Raw genomic sequence first — 22,915 nt, forward strand, 5'->3', positions numbered from 1 at the left:
CCACGCACGTGGGGATGGACCGGTCTTCGCCGTGAAGGGCGAGGAGGCGAGGCGTAGTCCCCACGCACGTGGGGATGGACCGAGGAGGGGGAGGTGCTAAGCGATGAAGGGGTTGTAGTCCCCACGCACGTGGGGATGGACCGGGGAGGCTGTACGCCCGCCCCTATGGGGAACGGGTAGTCCCCACGCACGTGGGGATGGACCAGCGGCTTCTGGCGGCCTCTGCACGGTGATGTACGTAGTCCCCACGCACGTGGGGATGGACCGCGGTCCTGGTTGGAGCGGCGGTTGTCCTCTAGTAGTCCCCACGCACGTGGGGATGGACCGCGGTTGTCCTCTAACCGGACCTTTGCTAGCTATCGTAGTCCCCACGCACGTGGGGATGGACCGAAAAGAAGCACGTCCGAATCCGGTGGGTAGTACCGTAGTCCCCACGCACGTGGGGATGGACCGTGGCAAATCTACCCTGGCCCGGCGGATCATCCGTAGTCCCCACGCACGTGGGGATGGACCGACTACCCTCAGCCGCCAGAGCTGTGCCCCTACGTAGTCCCCACGCACGTGGGGATGGACCGGACAGAACGCTCCCACTCCACTCCAGCTCCACCGTAGTCCCCACGCACGTGGGGATGGACCGGGTTTTTACCTGAAGTCTAGCCACTTTGCACCGTAGTCCCCACGCACGTGGGGATGGACCGGTCTACCCCCTTAACGCCTATTCCGAGGGGGGCGTAGTCCCCACGCACGTGGGGATGGACCGCCCGAAACCCCCCTAGCGGGGGCCAGGGGCAGGGGCCCGAAGCGGAGGAGGACCTCCGCCTCCTTCAAGGCCTCCACCCGCACCGCCTCGGGGGAGCCTTCGGCCCTGAACCCTTCCCGGCCCTGGGGGACCACCCGGTAGACCCCGGGGACCACCACCCCCTGCCCCGGGCAGGGAAGGTAGAGGCTTCCCGCCTCCCCCAGGAGGTAGGCCCCGAGGCCCCCCTCCCCCTCGCACCGGAGGCGCACGAGGCCCGCCCCCTCCAGGTCCACGGCCAAAAACCCCCCGGGGCGGGCCGGGACCTCCTTGGGAAGGGCCAGGGCCCCTTCCGGGGGCTCCACCCTCAAGACCTCCCCCTCCCGGTCCAGGAAGAGGCGGAACCGCCCCTCCCCATCGGTTTGGGCCAGGCCGTGGCGTCCCACCACCCTCGCCCCCGCCAAGGGCTTCCCCTCGAGGCGCACCAGGCCTTCCACGGGTGCCTGCTCGTACCCCCCGAGGGCCAGGGTCAGGCCTTCCGGGACGGGGAGGGCGAAGGCGTACCGCCCCCTGACCTCGCCCCGGAAGCCCCCTGTCCCGTACCCCAAGGCTCCCTCCAGGGCGTAGGGCCCCTCCCCGTAGGCCAGGCGGGCCTGGGCCACGGGGCCTCCCCGGAAGCCTCCTTCCACGCTCCAGGAAAGCCCCCCTTCCTGCCCCCTAAGGCCCAGGACGAGGCCCGAAGCCTCCCCCAGGGCGAGGCTTCCCCAGGCCCCGAACCCCCCGAGGGGGAAGGCGAGGGTGGCCGAGGCCCCCCACCCCCTTTCCGACACCCTCCCCTCGAGGCGGTACCCCGGCCCGCCCAGGGCGAGGGCCAGGCTCCTTTCGGGGTAGAGGGCGGCCTCCCCCTGCAGGAAGGCCCCCTGGGGCAGGGGCAACCCTCCCCCCGCCCTCAAGGTCCCCTCGTAGGCCAGGTAGGCCCACCCGTCCCCGGAACGCTCCAGGCGGAAGGCGGGGCTACCCGCCCAGGAGGCCCGGAAGGAAAACCCCGCTCCCCCGTAGCCCAGGGCCACCCGGTTTTCGCCCCCTTCCAGGAACCACACCCCGTCTTTCGTCCGCCACTCCCCCCGGAGGGCGAGGGGGTAGGCGAGGCGCAGGGCGAAGGCTTTCTCCTCGTACCCTAAGGCCGCCTCCCCGAGGCCCTGGCTTCCGAAGGCCCCCTCGGCGAAGGCCCCGCCTAGGACGAACCGCCCGAAGACCCCGGGAGAGGGGAGACCCTGGAGGCGGAGGGCGAGGGCGCTTCCCCGGGAAAGGGAGCCTTCCAGGCTTCCCCAAAGGCCCAAAGGAAAGCTTCCCTCCAGGCTCCCCTTGAGGCGGTAGGGCGGGGGCTTCCCGCCCGGGGCCTTCACCTCGAGCCTGTGGCGCTCCACCCTCCCGCCCCCCTCCACCCGGAGGAGGAGGACCCCGGGTCCTAAGGCGAGGCGAAGGGTCTTCCGCTCCCCGGGGGCTAGGGTGACCTGCAGGGGAGCAAAGCCCAGGTCGCTTTCCCCCTCCGGGGAGAGGCGCACGGTCTCGGGGCGGTTCCCCCTGTTCTCCAGGACCACCACCACGCCCCCCAGGCCGTCCGCCCTCAGGGAGGTCTCCAGGCGGCGCACCTCGGGCACCTCCACCTCCTGGCAGACCACCTCCCGGGCCCGGGCGCACACCCGGTAGACCCCCGGGGGCGTGTCCTGGGGGACCTCCAGGACCAGGACCGCCACCCCTTCCGCCTCCCGGGGAAGGAGGAGGGGGCGGAAGGGGGCCACCTGGAAGACCGCCTCGCCCTCGAGGCCGGGGAAGGGGAGGATGAGGGTCTGGCCGGGGAGGCCCTCCCCGGCCAAGGCGGGTAGGAGAAAGAAAACAAGAGCGAGGGTTTTGGCTTTCACGGCCTGCCCTCAGTTGCTCTGCAGGGCGTAGGTGAGGGTGAGGGTCCCCGAGGTGGGGAGGGAGGGGAAGGTGTCGGTGGGGGAAAGCTCCAGGAGGAACCAGATGTATAAGGTGACGAAAGCGCCTCCCGGGATGCTGGCGAGCCCCCGGTTGTCGGGAAGGCTCCCCAAGGGGGTGAAGGTAGGGGCGTGTATCGTTGGGGGAAATCCGAAGATTTGCCAGGCCACCTGGACCATCACGTAGAGCCGGGTGTTGGGGTCCAGGGGCGGGCTTCCCGAGACCCCCGAGATGCGGAAGCACCAGGTGTTCCCCACCCCGCAAAGGGTCCCTCCACCCCCGCCTCGGTTTGGAGTGGTTATGGCGCAGGTCACCCGGTAGGCGTAGACCCCGCCCACCACCTGGGTGGGGAGGAAGCGGGTGGTGGTCCCGGAGTCCAGGAAGGCAAGGTAGCCCGCCAGGTTGGCGATGGGGTAGGGGGTGCCTCCCACGCTGTAGGTGGTAAAGGCCCCGGAGGCGGAGAAGTCAAACCGGACCTCGCCCGCATCGCAGTTCACGGTTTGGGCGAAGGTCAAAGCGGGAAAATGGAGGAGAAGGGCTAGGGCACGGGCCATGCTCCCTCCGTGGCATAGCGCCCGTGGGGGCTTTCCAGGACCGCCACTGCCCGGTACCGCCCCGGGGGGAGGGCGGCCTCGAAGAAAAGCTTCCGCCTTCCCCCAGGCAGGAGGGGAACCTCAGGGATGGGAAAGCGGGCCGCCACGGTGCCGTCCTGGGCGAAGACCACCACCTCCCAAAAGAGGCGTTGCAGGACGTTCCCCGGGTTTTCCAGGAGAAGGGTGAGGGTCTTCCCCTCTCCCGAAAGCCTCGCCGCCAGGGCGGGGCGCTCGGTCCCCTTGAGGGTCACGTAGAGGGCGAAGGCGATCTCGGGCCTCACGGAAAGGAGGAGGCCTTTGGCCTCCACGCTCCGGGGCAGGGCGGCGAAGACCACGAGGCAGGCAAAGGTCCCCTCCCCCTTGGGGGCCACCCCTTCCAGGCGCACCTCGGCGCTCCCCAGAGGGGGCACGGTGAGGTTGGTGGGAACCACCCGCAAGGAGGCGCAAAGGGGGTTTTCCTCGGGGAGGTCCTGGACCCCGCCCTCCTCGTTCAGGCGGAAGGGGACCGCCCGGGCGGCGAGGGGCTCCTCCCGGGGGAGGCTGTTTCTCAAGGTGAGGGTGAGGGCGAAGGGTTCCTTGGGAAGGAGGAGGACCTCGGCCCGGGTGGGGGAGAGGGTGAGGTTCACCTGGGCCCAGGCGAGGGAGAGGAGGGCGAGGATAAAGGGCTTTCGGCGCAAAATTCTTAAAGGCCCCGGGGTAGCCCCGGGGCCCTGACATCCCCACCCCTAGGGGTTAGGGATCAGGTTGAAGAGCTTCAGGCGGAGGACGACCTCGCCTTGGGTGAGGGTGTAGCTGACCTGGTCCCCGCTTAGGGTAAGGCGGGCACCGATACGGAAGTTCCCTCCCTTCACCAGGTCAAAGGCGGGGTCGCCCGGCCTCAACTCGTGGTTAAGCCGGAGGGTTCCCTTTTCCCCGGGCCCCAAGGTAAGGCTTTGCTGGGCTACCTGGAGATCCCCTCCGCTTCCGTCGTAGAGGTCGGTGTCGCCCTCGGGGGCCATGCGGACCTCGAGGTCCAGCGTGGCGGGGGTGGTGCCCGTGTTCTCCAAGGCTGCCTCAAAAGCGATGCGCCCGTCCAAAAGGGCCTCCGCTCCGGGAACCGGGACCGGCTGGCCCGCTGGATCGTCGGGTATCCTGAGTTCTCCCAGGCCCACAAGTTCCCCAGACCGGTCGGCCTCGGGGACAAAGCTCAAAAGGTCCACCTCCACCCGGTGCACGGTGTGGCCGCTACAGGCGGCAAGCCCCAGGGCCAAGCCGAAGAAAAGAAGCGCACGCTTCACGGTTCGCCTCCTAAAACCCCACGGCCAGGGCCAGGCCAAAGACGGGTCCTCCCACCAAGGGGGCCTCGTGGGTGGTGAGGGCCAGGTCCAGGCTAAAGCTTTCCAGGTTCCACCCAGCCCCCACGCCCAGGCGGAACCCTCCCTCATAGCCCAGTCCAGCGCGAAGAATGGTTGGTTCCAGGCCGTAGTACTCCAGCCCCAGGTGCCCTGCGGGAGCCACGGCCCCAAAGCGCAGGTCGGCGGCCAGCAGCAGGGGGGCCACCTCGGGGGGAAGCCGGTAGGCCCCGTTCATGAAGAACTCGGGAGCGAAGATCTCACCCCTGCGGGTGGCGGGCTGGCGGCCTGTTTCCTCGCCATCCTCTAGGGTGACCTCTACCCCGCGCCACTCGCTAAGGCCCAGAAGGTTCCGCACGCCCACCCCGAAGGCCCAGCTTTCCCCCTCCACCGCCGCCCCCAGGTCTACACGAAAACCGTACCCCTGTCCTCCGCCCCCAAGACCCAGGTTGCTTTCCAGGAACTCGGGGTAGCTCAGAAAGTAGCGCACCTGGTAGCTGGCCCCGGTGAGGTTACCGTCCCCGTCAAAGACGGGCCGGGCAGAGGTTTGGGCCTCGAGGTAGCCCAGGCCGTAAAACCCCTCTCCCCGTGTCCCCACGTACACCTTGCCCAGCCCGGGCACCTCCCCCACGGGGGTGCTAAAGTCCAGGGCGAGGCTCAGGCCTTGGGCGAAGGCTCCTTGGCCTGTGAGGGCGCAGGGGCTCGGGGTGGTGGTTTTGCAGGCCTCGAGGTCTCCTTCCAGCGCCCTTTGAAGCTCGGGGGAGGGTTGCACCCATAGACCCTGGGTGCCCAGGAAGGGGCCGAAGCTAAGGCGGAGACCCGGCCCGAGGTCCAGGGTAAGGGGGATGTAGGGAGAGGGCACGAGGCTTGTGGGTTTTCCCGGGTTGTTGCCCACTTGGAAGGTGGGGACGAGGCTCCTTCCTTGGCCGTCGGTTATAGAAAGACCCCCGGCGCTCACCCGGAAGACCACCTCGTCGGGGCTTCGTGCGGGGTTGATGAGGAAGCTGTCCAGATGGGTCAGCTGGTCGTAGAAGGAAAGGAGGTCAAACCCCTGCCGGAAGGCCTCAGGATCGGCGAAGTAGAGGAAGGGGCTGGTGTCGGGGAAGAGGGGCAGAAGCCGCAGGAGCCCCAAGGGTACCCTAAACCCCTCCCGCTCAAAGGTGTTGGGGAAACTGGCATAGGCGGGGTTGGCCCAGGCGGAGCCAGGGCCGGGCAGGGTCACGCCCCCCATGCCGAGGCTGCGCACCCCTTGCGCCTGCCCCAGGCTTCCCAGGCTAAGCAGTCCCAAAAGCCCGTATACGATCCATTTCTTCATAGCGATTTTAAGCTAAGGGTCCTCGAGGAACCTGTCAAGGGCCAGCACCTGAGGGGCCTATTAGGCCAGCTCCACCCGTAGCCCGGCCTCCTCGAGGGCCTTTAGGGCCTCGGGGTGGGCCTTCCGGTCGGTGAGGAGGAGGGTCGCGGCGGAGAGGGGGGCGATCTTGGCGGCGGCCACCTGGAGGAGCTTGGAATGGTCGGCCAGGAAGTAGACTTCCCGGGCGGCCCGCACCATGGCCTTTTTGACCTCGGCCTCCTCCAGGTTGGTGTTGGTGAAGCCCCGCTCGGGGTGGACGCCGTTGCACCCCAGGAAGGCCTTGTCGGCGTTGAGCTCCTCCAGGAGGAGGGTGCCGAAGGGGTTGACCAGGGAGTGTTGGAGGGGCCTTAGCTTGCCTCCGGTTACGATCACGGTGATCCCCGGGTGCCCCTCCAGGAGGAGGGCGATGTTGAGGGCGCTGGTGATGACCACCACGTCCCGGAGGTTGGGGGAGAGGGCCTTGGCCATCTCGGTGGTGGTGGAGCCCACGTCCAGGATCACCACGTCCCCGTCCTTGACCAGGCTCGCCGCCCGCTTGCCGATGGCCTCCTTTTCCTTGGCGTGGAGGGTGCGGGTGACCTCGAGGGGGAGCTCCCACCTCCTGGACTCCCAAAGGACCGCCCCGCCCCGGAGGCGCCGTAGCTTCCCCTCCCGCTCAAGGGCGTCCAGGTCGGCCCGCACCGTCACCTGGGAGACCCCCAGCGCTTGGGCCAGTTCGCTCACCCGGACCTGGCCCTTCTTGCGCAGAATCTCCAGTATGTGCTCCCTGCGCGCCTGGGTTTCCAGGGTCGCCATGCCCCCATTGTGCCATACCCATTTCCTCCGAAAGCTTTTGCTAGCTTGCTAAAGCCTGCTAAAACTCGGATATTGACAAGAGAAGAAAAGCATCTATAAGATGTAGCCAACCCCCTAGGGGTGCACAAAGGAGGTAGCCATGCAGGCAAGGCTATTGGGTTTGGCGGCGCTTTTAGGCCTGGCCTTGGGCCAAAGCACGGCCCTGCGGGGCGAGATCACCGTGTGGAGCTGGGACATCGCGGCCAAAGCCCTCGAGGCGGTAGTCCCGGGCTTCAACAAGCTCTACCCCAACGTCAAGGTTAAGGTGGTGGACCTGGGCAACCAGCAGGTGTACGACCGGGGTCTTGCGGGGTGCGCTGCGGGGGGGATGGACCTGCCCGATGTTTACTCTGTGGAAAACAACGAGGCCGAGGTTTTTTGGAGCCGCTTCCCCAACTGCTTCACTGACCTTACCGGCTTAGGAGCGGCCCAGCTTCGCAAGGACTTCCCTGAGTTCAAGTGGACAGAGCTCACCATGGGAAGCAAGATTTTCGCCATCCCCTGGGACGCTGGCCCCGTGGTGATCTTCTATCGCCGTGACCTCTATCAGCAGGCGGGCATTGACCCTGCCAAGATAGAGACCTGGGACGACTTCATCGCCGCTGGCAAGCGGATGCTCCAGGCTACCGGGGGCAAGGTGAAGATGGGGACCATCGCCAACGGTCAGGACGATGAGTGGTTCCGTATGTTGGCCAACCAAAACGGCTGCTTCTACTTCAACAACCAGGGCACGGCCGTGACCATCAACCAGCCCGGGTGCGTGCGTGCTCTGGAAATCATAAAGAAGCTGGTGGACGCCGGGGTGGTGGTCTTTGGAGGGTGGAACGAACAGATTCAGTACATCAAGGCAGGTACCGTGGCCAGCGCTATGTTCGGCGCCTGGTATGAGGGGACGATTCGGAGTAACGCACCCGAGCAGGCGGGTAAGTGGGGCGTTTACCTGATGCCCGCCGCCCAGAAGGGTGGGACTCGGGCAGCCAACCTCGGCGGTTCTGCCCTGGCCATCCCGGCCTCTAGCAAGAACAAGGAAGCCGCCTGGGCCTTTGTCAAGTATGCCCTGGCTACAGCTGAGGGCCAGGTTACCATGCTGAAGGAGTACGGCCTGGTTCCCTCCTACCTCCCCGTCCTTAACGATCCCTACGTCCGGAAACCCCAGCCCTACTGGGGTAACCAGCCTATTTGGCAGCTTGTTCTGGGCACCCTCGGGAAGGTTCCCCCCGCTCGGGGAACCCAGTTCTTCCAGGAGGCGCGCCAGATCATGACCACCATCCAGGCGGACTTTCTGGCAGGTAAGTACAAGACGGCCAAGGAGGCTTTAGACGCCGCGGCCCGCCAGCTTAGCCAGGCTACGGGTCTGCCTATCGCCAGGTAGTCTACGGGGGCTATGGGCAAGCCCATAGCCCCCCTTTTTCCCTATGCGCACGCGAGCCCCCTACCTTTTCCTGGCCCCTTACCTGATCCTTTTTGGCCTCTTCTGGGCCTGGCCAGTGGTTTATGCCCTGTACCTCTCCTTTCTCAACACCCGGGTTTACCCCTGGCGCCTGGATCCAGGCCTGAACTGGAGCCGCCTTCTTCAGGATCCCTTCTTCTTTGTCGCTTTGAAAAACACCCTCTTCATCCTGGCGGTCCAGGTGCCCCTGATGTTGGTCTTGGCTTTAGGACTCGCTATGGCCCTGAACTCAGCTTTGCTCCGCTTAAAGGGCTTTTACCGCTTTGCCTTCTTTGCTCCCGTGGTGGTGGGGGCCGTGGCTTACTCGGCTATCTTCCGGCTTCTCTTCAACACGGAGTTTGGGGCCGTAAACGCTTTTCTGCGGGCCTTGGGCCATCCGGGCTACGACTGGCTTTATACGCCAGGGCCTGCCATGGCGGCCATCATTCTGGCCCTCACCTGGCGTTGGACGGGCTACAACGCCATCATTCTCTTGGCGGGGCTCCAAAACATTCCCCGGGAGCTTTACGAGGCGGCGGCCATAGATGGGGCCGGACCCTGGCAGCGGTTTTGGCATGTGACCTTGCCGGGGATTAGGCCCGTCCTCCTCTTCTGCTTGGTGCTCTCCATCATCGGGACCCTCCAGCTTTTCACCGAACCCTTCCTCATCACAGCCGGGGGGCCGGGAAACGCCACCATGACCCTGGGGTTATATCTTTATCAGCAGGGGTTCCGTAGCTTTAACTTTGGGTACGCCTCGGCCATCGGCTACACGGTGGCCTTGCTTGCGGCTGCTTTTTCCTTCCTCCAACTTCGTCTTTGGAGGGAACGGTGAAAAGGCAACGTTTTTGGGCTTCCCTGGGGCTTCACCTTTTCCTTACCCCCTTGGCCTTGCTTTGGCTTGCGCCCCTTTGGTTCATGCTGGTCTTTTCCACCCATCCCGAGCAGGAGATCTTCCGGGTACCGACCCCCCTGCTTCCAGGAAAGGCTTTCTGGAATAACCTGCAAAACCTCCAGGCGGACACCAACTTTTTCCGTGTCCTTTGGAATAGCCTCGTAGTATCCGGGCTTTACACCTTGGGCGGGCTTTTCCTGAGCGCCCTGGCGGGCTATGCCCTGGCGGTTTACCGCTTTCGGGGCCAGGCCCTTTTCTTCTCCCTCATTGTGGCCACCCTTACCATTCCCTACTTCGTGGTGGTCATTCCCCAGTACATCCTGGTGGCTCGGGAGCTTAGGCTTACCAACACCTATTGGGGCGTGATCCTGCCTTTCTTGGCTAACGCCCTTGGTGTCTTCTACATGCGCCAGGTTTTCCTCTCCCTTCCCTCTTCCCTCCTGGACGCGGCCCGTGTGGATGGGGCCAGCGAGGCTCGGATCTTTTTCCGGATCGCTCTGCCCGTGGTGGCTCCTTCCCTCGCGGCCTTGGCCCTAATCCTCTTTCTCAACGCCTGGAACGATTACCTCTGGCCCCTCTTGATCCTTTCAGAGAAGGAGATGTACACCGCGCCGGTGGCGCTGGGTACCCTCATCGGGCTTACCCGGGTCTCCTGGGGTGGGATCATGGTGGGTTCGGTCCTCATGACGGTCCCTTTCGTGGTGCTTTTCCTCTTCTTGCAACGCTACTTTGTGGCGGGGATTACGGCGGGCGCCGTGAAGGAGTAAGGGTATGTTGGGAGTCTGTTACTACCCCGAACACTGGCCCAAGGAACGCTGGAAGGAAGACGCCCAGAGGATGCGGGCGCTCGGCCTCACCTACGTGCGCATCGGAGAGTTCGCCTGGGCGCTTTTGGAGCCGGAGCCGGGCCAATTGGCCTGGGACTGGCTGGACGAGGCCATCGCCACCTTAGCAGGGGAGGGACTTAAGGTGGTCCTGGGCACCCCCACGGCCACGCCCCCCAAGTGGCTGGTGGACCGCCACCCCGAGATCCTGCCCGTGGACCGGGAGGGGCGCAGGCGTCGGTTTGGGGGCAGGCGCCACTACTGCTTCAGCAGCCCCGTCTACCGGGAGGAGACCCGGCGCATCGTGAGCCTTCTGGCGGAGCGCTACGGAAGGCACCCCGGGGTGGTGGGCTTCCAGACCGACAACGAGTACGGGTGCCACGGGACCGTGCGCTGCTACTGCCCAAGGTGCCGGGCCGCCTTCCAGGGGTGGTTGCGGGAGCGCTACGGGGAGGTGGAGGCCCTCAACCGGGCCTGGGGCACGGTTTTTTGGAGCCAGCGCTACCGGGACTTCGCCGAGGTGGAGCTTCCCCACCTCACCGTAGCCGAGGCCAACCCCAGCCACCTCTTGGACTACTACCGCTTCGCCTCGGACCAGGTGCGGGCCTACAACCGCCTCCAGGTGGAGATCCTTAGGGCCTTTGCCCCGGGGAAGTTCGTCACCCACAACTTCATGGGCTTTTTCACCGACCTGGACCCCTTCGCCTTGGCCGAGGACCTGGACTTCGCCAGCTGGGATAGCTACCCCTTGGGCCTTACCGACCTCATGCCTCTATCCCAGGAGGAAAGGGTGCGCTACGCCCGCACCGGCCACCCGGACGTGGCCGCCTTCCACCACGACCTCTACCGGGCGGTGGGGCGGGGGCGGTTTTGGGTGATGGAGCAGCAGCCCGGCCCGGTCAACTGGGCGCCCCACAACCCAAGCCCGGCCCCGGGGATGGTGCGCCTTTGGACCTGGGAGGCCTTGGCCCACGGGGCGGAGGTGGTCTCCTACTTCCGCTGGCGGCAGGTGCCCTTCGCCCAGGAGCAGATGCACGCCGGCCTCCACCGGCCCGACGGCCTCCCGGACCAGGGGTTTTTTGAGGTCAAGCGGGTGGCGGAGGAGCTTAAGGGGCTCTCCTTGCCGCCTTCCGCCCGGGCTCCCGTGGCCCTGGTCTACGATCCGGAGGCGGCCTGGGTCTTTGAGATCCAGCCCCAGGGGGCGGAGTGGAGCTACCTGGGCTTGGTTTACCTCTTCTACACGACCCTTAGGCGCCTTGGGCTGGACGTGGATATCGTGCCCCCGGGGGCCCCTTTGGAGGGGTATGCCCTGGTCCTTGTCCCCTCCTTGCCCATCGTCCGGGAGGCGGCCCTAAATGCCTTTAGGGAAGCCAAGGGAATCGTCCTCCTTGGCCCCCGCTCAGGGAGCAAGACCGAGGCCTTCCAGATCCCCGAGAACCTCCCCCCAGGGCCCCTCCAGGCCCTTTTGCCCCTCAAGGTGGTGCGGGTGGAAAGCCTGCCCCCGGGCCTCGAGGAGGTGGCCGAGGGGGCCTTGGGCCGCTTCGCCCTGGGCCTTTGGCGGGAATGGGTGGAAAGCCCCTTGGCGCCCCTCCTCGCCTTCGGGGACGGCCGGGGGGCGCTTTTCCGGGAAGGGCGGTACCTTTACCTGGCTGCCTGGCCCTCCCCGGAGCTTTTGGGGCGGCTCGTTCTGGACCTGGCCTCGGAGGCCGGGCTTAAGCCCCTTCCCTTGCCCGAGGGGCTCCGGCTCAGGCGGCGGGGGCGGTGGGTCTTTGCCTTCAACTACGGGCCGGCGCCGGCCCAGGCCCCGGCCCCCGAGGGGGCGCGGTTTCTCTTAGGGGGCCCCCGGATCCCCCCCTATGACCTTGCCCTTTGGGAGGAGGCATGAGGGCGAGGCTTGGGAACCTCGAGGTGGCCCTTCAGGCCGAGGCCGTGGAGGAAGGGGAAGGGGGGCTTCTCCTCCGGGGCAAGGAGGTGCGGGCCTTTCCCCCCTCCCGGGGCACCCGCTTCTTCCGCCACGGCTGGCAGAGTTGGAGCCTGGCCTCCTGGGTGGACCCCGATAGCCCCCCCAAGCCCCTCCTCCCCAAGGAGCGGAGGCCTCAGGCAGACGATCCTTTCCTTTTGGAGGCACGGGCCTGGTGGGGTAGTGGCCTCGGAGCCCTCCGCCTCGAGGATGGGCGGGTCCTCCTCCTCGGGGCCTTGGACCCGGGGGCGCGGGTCCTGGGAAGGGGCGACCTCCTCCTGGGCCGGTACGCCCTAGGGGGGGAGCGCTGGTTTTTGGCCCTGGGGGACGAGGAGGAGGTCTTCGCCGCCTACGCCCGCCTCCTTCCCCGGAGGCTTTCCGGGAGGCCGCCTAGGGTCTGGTGTTCTTGGTACAGCTTCTACACGGAGATCAGCGAGGCCCTGCTTCTGGAGGTCCTAGAGGAGGTGGCGGGGCTTCCCTTTGAGGTCTTCCAGGTGGATGACGGCTGGCAGCGGGCCTTGGGGGACTGGGAGCCCAACGACCGCTTCCCCCGGGGTATGGCCTTTCTGGCGGAGAGGATCCGGGAGAAGGGCCTTAGGGCTGGGCTTTGGCTTGCCCCCTTCTTGGTGACGGCGGATAGCCCCCTTTTCCGGGAAAGGCCGGACTGGGTCCTAAGGGATAGGGAGGGGCTTCCCCTGCCCGCCGGTTTTAACTGGGGAAAGCCCCTCTACGCCCTGGACTCGGGGAACGAGGAGGTGCTGGATTACCTGGCCCGGCTCGTGGAGCGGGTGCGGGGCTGGGGGTATGACTACCTGAAGCTGGACTTCCTCTACGCCGCCGCCCTGCCCGGGGCGGAAGGGGAGGAGCGCTACCGGAGGGCCATGGAAAGGATCCGGGAGGCGGCGGGGGAGGCCTACCTCCTCCTTTGCGGGGCTCCGGTCCTCGCCTCCTTGGGCCTGGCCGACGGCCTCCGGGTGGGGCCGGACGTGGCCCCCTACTGGGACAACGAGGACCGCTCCTTCTGGCTCCAAGACCCCACGGGGCCCGGGCTCAGGAACGCCCTGCGGACCACCCTTCACCGGCTTTGGCTTATGGGGAACGTGCACGTGGACCCGGACGTGGTCTACTTCCGTAGCCGCTTCAACCTGCTTCGGCTCGAGGAGCGGCGGCTGCAGGAGGCCTTAGCCCACCTCACCGGCTTCAAGGCCACCTCGGACCCGCCCTCATGGCTTCTGGAGGAGGAAAGGGCAGCCCTGGAGCGCTTCCTTTCGGAGGAGGGGAAGGTGCGGCGCCTTGGGCCCTACCGGTTTAGCCTACAGGGGGAGGAGTTGGACTATGCCCCCCTTCTTTAAACGCCTTCACCGCAAAAAAGACGGCCGGGAGCTATGGCTTTACAGCCTCACCCCGGAGGAGGCTTCCCCCCTTCCCGAGCTCCAAGAGCCCTTCCACCCCGCTCCCCACCTGCGCTACCACCCCCTTCGGGGGGAGTGGGTGGTCTACGCCGCCCACCGCCAGGGGCGCACCTTCCTCCCACCCAAGGAGCACTGCCCCTTGTGCCCAAGCCAGGCGGGAGGCTTCCCCACCGAGATCCCCTTCGCCGCCTTCCAGGTGGCGGTCTTTGAGAACCGCTTCCCCTCCTTTGTGGAAGAAGCCCCTCCCCCTCCCGAGGGCCTTCCCGTGCCGGTGGAGGCCGCTTTGGGCCGGTGCGAGGTGGTGGTCTACACCCCTTCCCACACGGGAAGCCTCGCCACCCTCACCGAGGAGGAGAGATTACTCCTCGCCTGGGTCTGGCGGGACCGGTACCAGGCCCTTTACGCCCTTCCCGGGGTACGCTTCGTGATGCCCTTTGAGAATAGGGGAGAGGCGGTGGGGGTGACCCTCCACCACCCCCACGGGCAGATCTACGCCTACCCCTTCGTGCCCCCTGTCTTGGAGCGGGAAAGCCAGGCCTTCCGGGAAAGGCCCGTGCTTCTAGAGCTTTTCCCCCACTTGGGCCCCTATGTGGTGGACGAGGAAGAGGGTTTCCTTGCCTTCGTTCCTCCCTTCGCCCGCTACCCCTACGAGGTCTGGGTGGCCCCAAGGGAGCGGCGCCCGGGGCCTTGGACCTTTTCCGAGGGGGAGATGGCGGCCTTTGCCCGGCTTTTGGGGCGGGTGGTGGCCCGGTACGACACCCTTTTTGGGGAGCCTTTCCCCTACGTGATGGTCTTCCACGCGGCCCCCTTGGGGGAGGAGGCCACCTTCCACTTCCACGTGGAGTTCTACCCGCCTAAGCGGACGCGGGACAGGATCAAGTACCTGGCGGGCACGGAGCTTGGGGCGGGTACCTTTGTGGTGGACGCCCTTCCCGAGGAGACGGCCAAGGCTTTGCGGGAGGCTTTGTGAGAAGCAGGAACCCCTCCTGTTAGGGGGTTTGGCGGAGGTGAAGGATGAGGTACCTGCTTGCCCTGGACCAGGGCACCACCTCGAGCCGGGCCATTCTCTTCACCCTGGAGGGGAGGCCCGTGGCGGTGGCGCAGCGGGAGTTCCGGCAGCTTTACCCGAAGCCCGGGTGGGTGGAGCACGACCCCCTGGAGCTATGGGAGACCACCCTTTGGGCGGCGCAGGAGGCCTTGCGGCGGGCCGGGGTGGGGGCGGGGGAGATCCTGGCCTTGGGGGATAGGCCCCTCCTTCCCGGGCTTCCCTACCTGGAGGGGGAGGTGGTCTACGCCGTGCGGGAGGAGCTCACCCGGAAGCCCCTGGACGTCCTAGCGCGGCGGATGGGCCTCGCCTTTTTGGACCGGGAAAAGGCCCGGCAGGCCCTGCCCCGGGTGGTGGAGCGCATGGCTTCCCTCTTGGGGTGAACCGAAGAGGAGGCGGCCAAGGATCTGGAGGAGGCGAGGAGGGGGCTTCCCGGACTTTGCTAGCGCAGAGCTTGTTCCATCCGCTCCAGTCAGGCCTTGCCACGCCGAAAGGCTAGGGAGCCTGGAACTTGGGGAAAGCCCCCCGCGTTCCCGTACCCCAAAGGGAATCCGCCCATCCCGCTAGAATGTAATCCGGCCATGTTAAACCCTCTTTTCGGCCAGGAACCCGAAGCCCTTGGCCTCGTCTACCACCTGGAGGAAGGCCCCCTCGAGGCCACCCCCAAGGACCTCTTGGCGGGCTACCGGGAGCTTAGGGCCATCTCCTTTTCTGCCAGTTTCCGCGGCCTTGCCGAGCTCCTTTCGGGCTTTGAGGAGGTGGAGCTTCTCCTGAGCCTCGAGGAGGGCTACGACGAGGCCAGGGCCTTGGCCGCCCTCAACGAGGAGGCCGAGGCCCTCCTCCCCCTCCTGGGCCAGAAGCGAAGGTTTGAGGTCCACTTCCTCTCCAAAAGCCACGCCAAGCTCTACCTGCTAAGGGGTCCCAAGGGCCAGAGGACCATCCTGGGAAGCCTGAACCTCTCCCGGGCCGCCTGGAGCGGGGCCCAGTCCGAGGTGGTGGTGGTCTCCGACGACCCGGGGGTCTACGCCACCTTCGCCGAGTGGTACGAGGGGGAGAAGGCCCGGGCAAAGCCTGCCTTGGACGGGCGGGCCAGGAGGAAGGTTTTGGGGGAGCGCGGAGAGCTCCTGGTGGCCCCCGCCGCCCTCCCCCCTCAGGAGGTCAAGAAGCTCACCGCCAGGCTCAAGGGGGTGGTGGTCTTCAACCTCGTGGGCCAAAGGCCCTTGGTGGACCGGAGCAAGGCCCAGGCGGAGCGCACCCTAAGCGCCCTAAGGGAGCTCGCCAAGGAGGTGGAGGAGGCCGAAGCCCTCGCCCGCCTCAAGGGCCAGGAGAAGGCCCTCGAGGCCTACCTCAAGCGGGCGGCAGAGCGGGCCCTGGAAAACACCCCCCGCTTCCAGGTCCAAGGGGAAGCGGTCTACTACCAGGGCCTTCCCCTGAAGGAGTTCACCCCGAATCCCGATGGCCTCGAGGCCACCCTGGAGGTCCTCTCCGCCCTCCTGGAAGGGGCGAGGAAGGGTTCTCCCCTTTTGGCGGAGGCGGTGGGGGAGGCCCTGGTGTACGGCCTCGCCGCAAGCTACCTCCCCCTCCTCAGACGGCAGGCGGTGGAGGAAGGGCTTGACCCCGCCCGCTACCCCATCGTGGCCCTCCTGGTGGGACGGGCGGGGGCGGGGAAGACCACGGCCTTGAGGACCATCGCCGCCCTCTGGGGCCTCACCCACCTGCACTACGGCCAGGTGGAGGAGACGGGCCGCAGCAAGGGAACCACCATTGAAAACCACCTCTACCTGGAGGAAAGCGCACCCCTTCTCATCGACGAGATCCCCCCGAGGCACCTCACCGAGGGGGTCCGCCTGGCCCAGACCATTAAGGGGGTGGGGGACGACCCCAGGGTGAACCGGGCCCTCATCCTCACCTCCAACCTGGAGCACTTCCGCAGCGAGGAGCAGATCCTGCGCCGGGCCTGGTTCATCCCCTTTGAGTTTCTCCCCAAGAAGGACGTGCACCTGGGAAGCAAGCTCCGGCGCATAACCCAAGACCTTTTGCTCCGCTTCCTGCAGGAAGCCTTCCCGGGCCTTGAGACCCTAAAGGCCCTCCTCCTGGACAAGGACCCCTTGCGGCCCGCCCGGGAGTTCCTTTTGGGCCTGGGGCTACCCGTGCCCCAAGCGCCCAAGGGGGAGTACGCCACCCACCTTCTCCAGAGGTGGCGCACCCTCTACCTGGCCCAGCCCGAGATCTTCCAGGAGGTGCGGGCTCCCGATGCCTCCACGGGGGTCCCCATCCCCTGCTTCGTGGTGGACAAGGAGAAGGCGGGCTTTCTGGTCCCCCTCCAGCCCTTTGACAACGGGTTCGCCGGGAACCAGCAGGCCTACCTTCTGAAGAAGCGGGCCTTTCTGGAGGCCATCGGCGTGAGGGAAAAGAGGCGCTTCCTCTTCTGGGGATAGCCCGGGGCCTCGAGGCGGGGCAGAAGATGGTAGCCAGGGAGAAGCCGCCCTGGTACCCTCGCCCCCTGGGAGCCATCAAAAAGGGTTTACCCCGACGTCTCTTCCCCCGCCCCCGGGCCCACCACCGGAAACCCCTCTCGCCTTGCCGCCAACGAGAGCCGTGCATCCAGGCAGACGAAGGGGAGCTGGGAAGGCCGCCCACGGCTGGCCACGAAGGCCGCGGCCAGTTGCAGGGCATCCATGGCCCGCAGGGGATGTACCCGGAGAAAGCGCCTGGCGGTCTCCCGCACCGCTTCCGAAGGGAGCACCTCATGCCAGACGGCCTTGAGTGCCCCAAGCCGGGCGAAGGCCTGATCAGCCTCCTCGGGGGTTAGGGCCCCTTCCCGTTCCAGCCGCGCCAAGGCCGAAGCGAGCTCTACCTCGGTGCCCCACCAAACTAGGAGGATGGGGTCGGCCTGGTAGAGGGCCAGCATCCGGGAGGAGGTGGCCTCCAGGACCAGAAGGGGCACCAGGGCTGAGCTGTCCCAGAACCTCAACGGCTTTCCTCCCGCTCAGAAAGCAAAGCCTCCAGGGCGCTGGCGCGGGCCCGGGGCCAGGGCAGTTCCTCCAGGGCCGCCTTCCCCTTGCCCCGGCGGACCAACCCCGAGCGTTCCAGAAGGACTAAGGCTTTCTCGGAGGCCGGGGGAATGGGGCAAAGGCGGGCCACCGGGGCCCCTCGGTCCAGGATGAGCACTTCCTCGCCTTGCTTGACCCAGTCCAAGAGGAGGCTCAGCCGGCTCTTGGCCTCGCTAACGGACACGCTACGCATATGCCTATTATAGTCAGGTTGATAAGAGCTTTTGTGCCGAACGAATTCCCTGAAGAACCTGGCCCGCTTTGCCCGGTCTAATCCCCACCTGGGCCCGCGCAAAGCCCCGGCCACCACGCGGCGCCCACGGAAGGAGGCGACGAGGAGGGAGGAAGCCTTGGCCCTGGCCCACGGTGAACGCAGCGCCTCACCAAGGCCAATGAAGGGCGCGGACCGGTCCTTTTCTCCTTTCTCGAGGTCGGCCGGGCTTTTAGCCGCTTGCGGAGCTCATTTCAAAAGCCTCCGTGCCAAAGCGGAGAAGCGGGGGCCCAGGCGGGTCCTCCGGCAGGCTTCCCTTCTGGGACCAGGTTGGGATGTACCCTTAGAAGCCGATGAAAGAGCACGATCCCGTGGTCTTGAAGCGGGACAAGGAGGCCTTTGGCCTTAAAGCCGGTGACGTGGGGACCATCGTCCTGGTCTACCCGCAAGGGGGGTGCCTGGTGGAGTTCGTGGACCGCGAGGGGAACACCCTGGCCCTCCTGGACCTGACCGAGGAGGAGGTGGCCCCCCTCTAAGTCCCTGAGGCAGGGGCTAGGGGCGCAGAGCCGGGGCGCTTCCATCGCCCCCCTTTCCCCGGAGACGAAGGCCAGGCGCAAATCCCCGCGCGAGGACCCGGGCTACCGACCCAGGACGGTGCCCTCTCGCCGCCTCTCGCCGGGCGGATCCCCTAGAAGCGCACACCCGAAGCGGCAGGGGCTACCCCTTGACCCTAATGTCTAGTCAGACTAGGCTGATATCTATGGGGCGCGTGTGGCAACTCCAAGAGGCTAAGGCCCGCTTCTCGGAGGTGGTGGAAAGGGCCCTCAAGGGTGAGCCCCAGACCGTGACCCGTAGGGGGCGGCCCGCGGTGGTGGTGCTGGACTGGGAGACCTACACCCGCCTCCGGGGCGGGGACACCCCCCTTCTGGAAGCCCTCCGGCCCCCCGAACCCCTCCCCGAGGAGGAGGCGGAAGCCCTCTTTGGCCGGGAGGCCTCGGGGTACCGGGAGGTGGAGCTTTGAGCTACCTGCTGGACACCAACGTGGTCTCCGAGGCGGCAAAGGAACGGCCCCACCCCAAGGTCCTGGCCTGGCTTTCGGAGGTCCCCTTGGGGCAGGCCTACCTCTCCGCCCTCACCCTGGGGGAGCTGGTCCAGGGGGTGGTCCGGGCCCCCGAGGCCCGGAGGCCTGGGCTGGAGCGGTGGCTGGAGGGCCTCAAGGGGCGCTTTGCAGGGAGGATCCTTCCCCTGGACGCGGAGGTCATGGAGACCTGGGGCCTTCTCACCGGGGAGGCCCTGCGGGCGGGGCGTCCCCTTCCACCCCTGGACGCCATGCTGGCGGCCACCGCCCTGCGCCACGGCCTCGTCCTGGTGACCCGGAACACGGCCCATTTCCGCGGCCTCCCCGTGCGGCTCTTGAACCCCTGGGAGGGGTAGACTCCTAGGCATGGGCATCTCCTTCCTGGCCCTTGGGGGCGCCCGGGAGGTGGGGGCCAGCGCCCACCTCCTGGTGGTGGACGGGGTGCGCCTCCTGGTGGACTGCGGCCTACGGCCCGGGCTCCTGGGGGAGGCGGCTTTGCCCCGGCTGGACCTCCTCACCGAGCCCCCCGACGCCGTTTTACTCACCCACGCCCACCTGGACCACGTGGGGGCCCTGCCCCTCCTCCGGCGCCGCTTTCCCGGGGTGCCCGTCTTCGCCACCCGGCCCACCCTCCGCCTGGCCCTGGAGGTCCTCCTGGACTCGGCCCGGCTCCAGGCGGCTTTGGGAGGGGGACTTTACGGGGAGCGGGAGGCGGCCCGGTCCCTCCTGGGGGCGGTGGAGGTGCGGCCTCTGGAGCCCTTTGAGGTGAAGGGGCTTAGGATCCTGCCCCTGCCCGCGGGCCACCTCCTGGGGGCGGTGGGGTACCGGGTGGAGGGGAAGGAGGGGAGCGCGGTGCACCTGGGGGATTACTCCCTCACCGCCACCCCCACGGTGGAGGGGGCCTTCCTGCCGGGGGAGCGGGTGCCTGTGGACCTGGTGGTGAGCGAGGCCACCTACGGGGACACCTTCCTTCCTGCCCGGAAGGAGCAGGTGCGGGGCTTCCTGGAGGCGGTGGGGGGTGTGTTGCGGGCGGGGGGACGGGTGCTTTTGCCCACCTTCGCCCTGGGCCGGGCCCAGGACCTCCTCTTCCACCTCCTGGAGGCCATGCGCACGGGGCTTCTGCCCCGGGTGCCGGTGGTGCTGGACGGGCTGGTGCGGACCATTACCCGGGCCTACGAGGAGGACCTTTTGGACTACCTGCCCCAGGGGCTAAGGAACTTGAAGTCCCAAAGCCGCATGCCCCTTTTCCTGCGGGAGGGGGTGGTGGAGGTGCGGCACGGCCGGCACCGGGCGGCCCTCCTCCCGGAGCGGGGGCCCATGGTGGTCCTGGCCTCCAGCGGGATGCTCCTGGGGGGCCCGAGCCCCCTCTGGGCCCGCCACGTGCTGGAGGAGGAGACGAGCGCCCTCTTCCTGGTGGGGTACCAGGACGAGGAGAGCCCCGGCCGCCGCCTCCTGGAGCTGAAGCAGGGGGACGAGCTCCTTCTGCCCCTGAACGGAGAGTGGGTCCCCGTGCGGGTGGCGGCCCGGGTGGAGCGCTTCTACCTCTCCGCTCACGCGGACCGGGCGGGCCTCCTCAACCTCCTGGCCCGCTACCCCGCCCGCCTCACCCTCCTGGTCCACGGGGAGATGGCCCCCCTCCACGCCCTGGCCAAGGCCCTGGCCTACCGCCCCACCCGCATCCCCGAGGTGGGGGAGTGGGTGGAGCTTCCCCTCGAGGCCCCCGCCCCTTCCCCCCCTGCCCCTTCCTCCTCGGCCCCCAAAGCCCCCCGCAAGGTCCCCACCCTCAGCGTCCCCGTGCGGGTGGAGGCGCGGAAAGGCCTCCTCCTCCTGCACCTGCCCCCCAGGACCGACCCCACCTCCCTCCTGCCCCCGGGGGACTACCGCCTCAAGGGGGAGCGGGTGGGCCGAGTGCGGCTCACCCTCACCCCCTCGGAGACGGGCCCACCCCCCGCCAATCGGGAGGCCCTCCTGGAGGAGGCCCTGGCCTACGGGGCGAGGAAGCGGGGCCGCCCTCCCAGGGCCCACCGGGTGGTCTGGCGGGAGGAGGGGCTGGAGCGGGCCCTGGCGGACCTGCCCCGGACCCACCGGGCCCGGCTGGAGGAGATGCGGGAGGTCCTCCTGGCCCTCCTGGAGGGGGGAGAGGGGGTGGTCTTCCTCCTCTTCGGACGGGAGCGGCCCCTGGTGCTCCCCCTCTAGCATGGAGGGGTGCAACCTGACCTCACCTGGTACTTTTGGGAACGCTTTGCCCCGGGGTGTCCAATCTGCGTCCAATGGGGTGTAGGCAGGCCAAAAGGCGCGAGTCCAATTCCCCCTAGACGAACCTGGGAAAAGCCCATTGCTTAGCCGCTTTTTGTCTGTTCAGGGGGGATTGGACAGCAAAGTGTTAGCCGGGACTAGACAGCCTGGAGCGCCTCCCGGACGGGGAAAGTGCGGCGAGGCGTCCAGTTTGTCTAGGGGGGATTAGACACCTCCAGAGGTAGAAGTGTTCCACTTTCCCTCCTCCCTTCCCCCCTTGTCTAGGGGGTACCGGCCCCGAACCACCCGTCTGGCCAGCCGGAGGACCACCCTCGTCCCCCTAAACGGATGGAGGGGGAACCTCATAGGCACCCCCTTCGGAGGTCCACGGGACTCCCCGGTGGGAAGGTCCCACCCCTAGGACCGGACCCGGTACCGCCTACGGTGGGAAAGTTCCACCCCGGGACCGTGGGGCCACCCGGTGTTCCACCCCTGGAACCGGGACCCCGGTCCCGTGGAACCGGACCCGTATCTCCTGGGACCTGGAACTCCCGGGACTTGGAACCCAGGACCGTGGGACCGGACCCGGACCTGGAACTCCCAAGACCGGGCCTGGAACTCCCGGCGTTCCATCCCTTGGACCGTGGGACCGGAACCTCTGGACCGGACCTGGAACTTCCCGTGGGATGTTTCGGTGGGAAAGTCCCACCCCCGGAACCGGGTCTGGAACACCCGGGACCGGGACTGGGACCGGACCTGGGACTCCCCTTGGAACTCCGGGAGTACCACCTGGAACTCCCAGGACCGGACTTGGACCCTTCGGTGTTCCACCCTGGGACCGGTAGGGTTGTGGGACTGTCCCACCCGTGAAACCAGTCCCACCCTGGAACACGTGAGGCACCCCGCACCCGTGAGACTTGTCCCGCCCTGGGACCTTGAGTGTGGGACACCTTGTGAGGTTGCGAGAACCCCGTGGTTTTTCCGGCTAGAGGATGGGGATCGGTTTGCTGCGCTGCTCGTAAATTGTAAAGATTCCTCCCGACGTCGGGAAAAGGAGCGGGAGCGGCGGGTGTACCGGGCTCTCCTCGCCGCGGGGCTCGCCCTCCTCCTCCGCCAGCGCCCCAGGCTCCCCAAGAGCCTTTCCCAGGTGGTCGCCTTCGTGGTCAACGACGCCCTTTCCGTGGCCCTGGGCCTCCCCCTGGCCTCCCTCTACCGGGTCCTGGCCTCCCTCGAGGCCAAGGGGTTGGTCCACAGGGCCCCCTGGAAGGCCCCCGCCACCCTGCGGGGCCGGACGGGGGTCTACGCCGCGGGGACCCTCTACGCCGTGCGCCTCCCCCACCGGGAGCGCCGCCCCCGCCTGGAGGCCGAGGACTTCTGCCACCCCTGGCGGGACCTGGAGGGGGACGCGGCCCGGGGGCGCACCGCCTGGAGCCTGAGAGAGTCATATACCTTCGTGTGCTACCTCATAGCCCCACCCCGGCCATTTTGAGAAGTACCCGGCTCCGAAGCAGGTTGTGCACAAGGACGATGAGGTTCACCCGGGCCACCAGGCCCCAGTAGGAGCGGGCTTCAATCCGGTGGAGTCCCAATGAGCGAGTCCCTCTCCTCCGGCAAGGCGCAGGGCCAGGTGGGCGAGAAGGCCGTGGGCCTTTTGCAGCACCCGGTAGAAGCGGGTGAGGTGGGGCAGCTGGGGGAAGTAGGCCTTCAGGGTGGACTTGGCGGCCAGGTACCCTTTGGCCAGGTCCTGACCTTGCAAAAGGAGGAAGATGGCGAGGGTTAGGAGCTCGGCGAGGGTAGCCTTTTGGTGCTTTTGCTTTCGGGGGAGGCCGATACCTTGAGCCTGCAGAGCTTTGAGTTCATCGTCTACCCAGACATCAGGACTTTACCCACATCTCCGTTTCGTGGTAAATCTCCCCTTGCGGGCGCAGCCCGTATCTGGTACCGG

At 67.3% G+C, this 22,915-nt stretch carries 20 protein-coding genes, 2 pseudogenes and 1 CRISPR repeat array (1 of these 23 only partly in view); of the genes and pseudogenes, 14 read left to right on the forward strand and 8 right to left on the reverse strand.

Annotated elements, in window-relative coordinates; genetic code table 11:
- A CRISPR array of direct repeats spans positions 1-760; the repeat unit is 29 nt; unit sequence GTAGTCCCCACGCACGTGGGGATGGACCG (it extends 193 nt beyond the left edge of the window).
- A gap of 1,907 nt (positions 761-2,667) precedes the next feature.
- Genes IEX93_RS07750 through IEX93_RS07770 form a run of 5 tightly spaced genes read right to left on the reverse strand, consistent with a single transcriptional unit; the run spans position 2,668 to position 6,789 of the window.
- Positions 2,668-3,270, reverse strand: coding sequence for a hypothetical protein (locus IEX93_RS07750; RefSeq protein ID WP_188847641.1), 603 nt, complete (start codon positions 3,268-3,270; stop codon positions 2,668-2,670).
- A complete protein-coding gene (locus IEX93_RS07755; RefSeq protein ID WP_188847642.1) occupies positions 3,255-3,986 on the reverse strand; it encodes a hypothetical protein in 732 nt (243 codons plus the stop codon). Before IEX93_RS07755 ends, IEX93_RS07750 begins: the two co-directional genes overlap by 16 nt.
- A gap of 48 nt (positions 3,987-4,034) precedes the next feature.
- Positions 4,035-4,586 carry a COG1470 family protein gene (locus IEX93_RS07760; protein ID WP_188847643.1) on the reverse strand — a complete coding sequence of 184 codons (552 nt, stop codon included), beginning with the start codon at positions 4,584-4,586 and terminating at the stop codon, positions 4,035-4,037.
- Positions 4,587-4,596: 10 nt separating this feature from the next.
- Positions 4,597-5,955, reverse strand: a complete 1,359-nt coding sequence (locus IEX93_RS07765; protein ID WP_188847644.1) for a hypothetical protein — start codon at positions 5,953-5,955, stop codon at positions 4,597-4,599.
- Positions 5,956-6,015: 60 nt separating this feature from the next.
- Positions 6,016-6,789 (reverse strand): DeoR/GlpR family DNA-binding transcription regulator, encoded by a 774-nt coding sequence (locus IEX93_RS07770; protein ID WP_188847645.1) that lies wholly within the window; start codon positions 6,787-6,789, stop codon positions 6,016-6,018.
- A 139-nt stretch (positions 6,790-6,928) separates the two neighbouring features.
- Between IEX93_RS07770 and IEX93_RS07775 the strand changes: the two genes are divergently transcribed.
- From IEX93_RS07775 to IEX93_RS07810, 9 genes and pseudogenes are all read left to right on the forward strand, one after another.
- Complete coding sequence (locus IEX93_RS07775; RefSeq protein ID WP_188847646.1) at positions 6,929-8,200, forward strand: ABC transporter substrate-binding protein; 1,272 nt, start codon at positions 6,929-6,931, stop codon at positions 8,198-8,200.
- 43 nt (positions 8,201-8,243) lie between these two features.
- A complete protein-coding gene (locus tag IEX93_RS07780; protein ID WP_188847647.1) occupies positions 8,244-9,092 on the forward strand; it encodes a carbohydrate ABC transporter permease in 849 nt (282 codons plus the stop codon).
- Positions 9,089-9,919: a carbohydrate ABC transporter permease gene (locus tag IEX93_RS07785; protein WP_188847648.1), complete on the forward strand. Its 831-nt coding sequence runs from the start codon at positions 9,089-9,091 to the stop codon at positions 9,917-9,919. The genes IEX93_RS07780 and IEX93_RS07785 overlap by 4 nt, the downstream gene beginning before the upstream one ends.
- Before the next feature lie 4 nt (positions 9,920-9,923).
- Positions 9,924-11,861, forward strand: a complete 1,938-nt coding sequence (locus IEX93_RS07790) for a beta-galactosidase (protein ID WP_188847649.1) — start codon at positions 9,924-9,926, stop codon at positions 11,859-11,861.
- Positions 11,858-13,288: a glycoside hydrolase family 36 protein gene (locus tag IEX93_RS07795; RefSeq protein WP_188847650.1), complete on the forward strand. Its 1,431-nt coding sequence runs from the start codon at positions 11,858-11,860 to the stop codon at positions 13,286-13,288. Before IEX93_RS07790 ends, IEX93_RS07795 begins: the two co-directional genes overlap by 4 nt.
- Positions 13,272-14,318, forward strand: a complete 1,047-nt coding sequence (galT, locus tag IEX93_RS07800) for a galactose-1-phosphate uridylyltransferase (protein WP_188847651.1) — start codon at positions 13,272-13,274, stop codon at positions 14,316-14,318. Before IEX93_RS07795 ends, galT begins: the two co-directional genes overlap by 17 nt.
- 44 nt (positions 14,319-14,362) lie before the next feature.
- A pseudogene (locus IEX93_RS11860) lies at positions 14,363-14,590 on the forward strand (FGGY family carbohydrate kinase); the annotation flags it as partial.
- Entirely contained in the window at positions 14,585-14,776 is a 192-nt protein-coding gene (locus tag IEX93_RS11865; protein WP_371863160.1) for a glycerol-3-phosphate dehydrogenase C-terminal domain-containing protein, read from the forward strand. The pseudogene IEX93_RS11860 and the gene IEX93_RS11865, both read left to right, overlap by 6 nt.
- A 198-nt stretch (positions 14,777-14,974) precedes the next feature.
- On the forward strand, positions 14,975-16,831 hold the full coding sequence (locus IEX93_RS07810) for an Aq_aa27 family P-loop NTPase (protein ID WP_188847653.1): 1,857 nt from the start codon (positions 14,975-14,977) through the stop codon (positions 16,829-16,831).
- An 86-nt stretch (positions 16,832-16,917) separates the two neighbouring features.
- On the opposite strand, the gene IEX93_RS07815 is transcribed toward IEX93_RS07810, so the two are convergent.
- On the reverse strand, positions 16,918-17,367 hold the full coding sequence (locus IEX93_RS07815; protein WP_188847654.1) for a type II toxin-antitoxin system VapC family toxin: 450 nt from the start codon (positions 17,365-17,367) through the stop codon (positions 16,918-16,920).
- Positions 17,364-17,639 carry a type II toxin-antitoxin system Phd/YefM family antitoxin gene (locus IEX93_RS07820; RefSeq protein ID WP_188847655.1) on the reverse strand — a complete coding sequence of 92 codons (276 nt, stop codon included), beginning with the start codon at positions 17,637-17,639 and terminating at the stop codon, positions 17,364-17,366. Before IEX93_RS07820 ends, IEX93_RS07815 begins: the two co-directional genes overlap by 4 nt.
- Before the next feature lie 371 nt (positions 17,640-18,010).
- Between IEX93_RS07820 and IEX93_RS07825 the strand changes: the two genes are divergently transcribed.
- The 5 genes from IEX93_RS07825 to IEX93_RS07845 all read left to right on the forward strand — a co-directional run bounded on the left by IEX93_RS07825 (position 18,011) and on the right by IEX93_RS07845 (position 22,459).
- Positions 18,011-18,193: a DUF4926 domain-containing protein gene (locus IEX93_RS07825; protein ID WP_188847656.1), complete on the forward strand. Its 183-nt coding sequence runs from the start codon at positions 18,011-18,013 to the stop codon at positions 18,191-18,193.
- A gap of 224 nt (positions 18,194-18,417) precedes the next feature.
- Positions 18,418-18,678 (forward strand): type II toxin-antitoxin system Phd/YefM family antitoxin, encoded by a 261-nt coding sequence (locus IEX93_RS07830; RefSeq protein WP_188847657.1) that lies wholly within the window; start codon positions 18,418-18,420, stop codon positions 18,676-18,678.
- Positions 18,675-19,091 carry a type II toxin-antitoxin system VapC family toxin gene (locus IEX93_RS07835; RefSeq protein ID WP_188847658.1) on the forward strand — a complete coding sequence of 139 codons (417 nt, stop codon included), beginning with the start codon at positions 18,675-18,677 and terminating at the stop codon, positions 19,089-19,091. The genes IEX93_RS07830 and IEX93_RS07835 overlap by 4 nt, the downstream gene beginning before the upstream one ends.
- 10 nt (positions 19,092-19,101) lie before the next feature.
- On the forward strand, positions 19,102-20,931 hold the full coding sequence (locus IEX93_RS11770) for an MBL fold metallo-hydrolase (protein ID WP_188847659.1): 1,830 nt from the start codon (positions 19,102-19,104) through the stop codon (positions 20,929-20,931).
- A gap of 1,108 nt (positions 20,932-22,039) precedes the next feature.
- Positions 22,040-22,459: a hypothetical protein gene (locus tag IEX93_RS07845; RefSeq protein ID WP_229906129.1), complete on the forward strand. Its 420-nt coding sequence runs from the start codon at positions 22,040-22,042 to the stop codon at positions 22,457-22,459.
- A 69-nt stretch (positions 22,460-22,528) separates the two neighbouring features.
- On the opposite strand, the pseudogene IEX93_RS11900 reads toward IEX93_RS07845, so the two are convergent.
- A pseudogene (locus IEX93_RS11900) lies at positions 22,529-22,843 on the reverse strand (transposase); the annotation flags it as partial.
- Positions 22,844-22,915: the final 72 nt, after the last annotated feature.

Source organism: Thermus composti (assembly GCF_014647535.1).
Classification (GTDB): domain Bacteria; phylum Deinococcota; class Deinococci; order Deinococcales; family Thermaceae; genus Thermus; species Thermus composti.

Coding starts and splice junctions, on each gene's coding strand:
- IEX93_RS07750 (WP_188847641.1), bottom strand. CDS start 3,270: ATGGCCCGTGCCCTAGCCCTTCTCCTCCATTTTCCCGCTTTGACCTTC.
- IEX93_RS07765 (WP_188847644.1), bottom strand. CDS start 5,955: ATGAAGAAATGGATCGTATACGGGCTTTTGGGACTGCTTAGCCTGGGA.
- IEX93_RS07770 (WP_188847645.1), bottom strand. CDS start 6,789: ATGGCGACCCTGGAAACCCAGGCGCGCAGGGAGCACATACTGGAGATT.
- IEX93_RS07775 (WP_188847646.1), top strand. CDS start 6,929: ATGCAGGCAAGGCTATTGGGTTTGGCGGCGCTTTTAGGCCTGGCCTTG.
- IEX93_RS07780 (WP_188847647.1), top strand. CDS start 8,244: ATGCGCACGCGAGCCCCCTACCTTTTCCTGGCCCCTTACCTGATCCTT.
- IEX93_RS07790 (WP_188847649.1), top strand. CDS start 9,924: ATGTTGGGAGTCTGTTACTACCCCGAACACTGGCCCAAGGAACGCTGG.
- IEX93_RS07795 (WP_188847650.1), top strand. CDS start 11,858: ATGAGGGCGAGGCTTGGGAACCTCGAGGTGGCCCTTCAGGCCGAGGCC.
- galT (WP_188847651.1), top strand. CDS start 13,272: ATGCCCCCCTTCTTTAAACGCCTTCACCGCAAAAAAGACGGCCGGGAG.
- IEX93_RS07810 (WP_188847653.1), top strand. CDS start 14,975: ATGTTAAACCCTCTTTTCGGCCAGGAACCCGAAGCCCTTGGCCTCGTC.
- IEX93_RS07820 (WP_188847655.1), bottom strand. CDS start 17,639: ATGCGTAGCGTGTCCGTTAGCGAGGCCAAGAGCCGGCTGAGCCTCCTC.
- IEX93_RS07825 (WP_188847656.1), top strand. CDS start 18,011: ATGAAAGAGCACGATCCCGTGGTCTTGAAGCGGGACAAGGAGGCCTTT.
- IEX93_RS07830 (WP_188847657.1), top strand. CDS start 18,418: ATGGGGCGCGTGTGGCAACTCCAAGAGGCTAAGGCCCGCTTCTCGGAG.
- IEX93_RS11770 (WP_188847659.1), top strand. CDS start 19,102: ATGGGCATCTCCTTCCTGGCCCTTGGGGGCGCCCGGGAGGTGGGGGCC.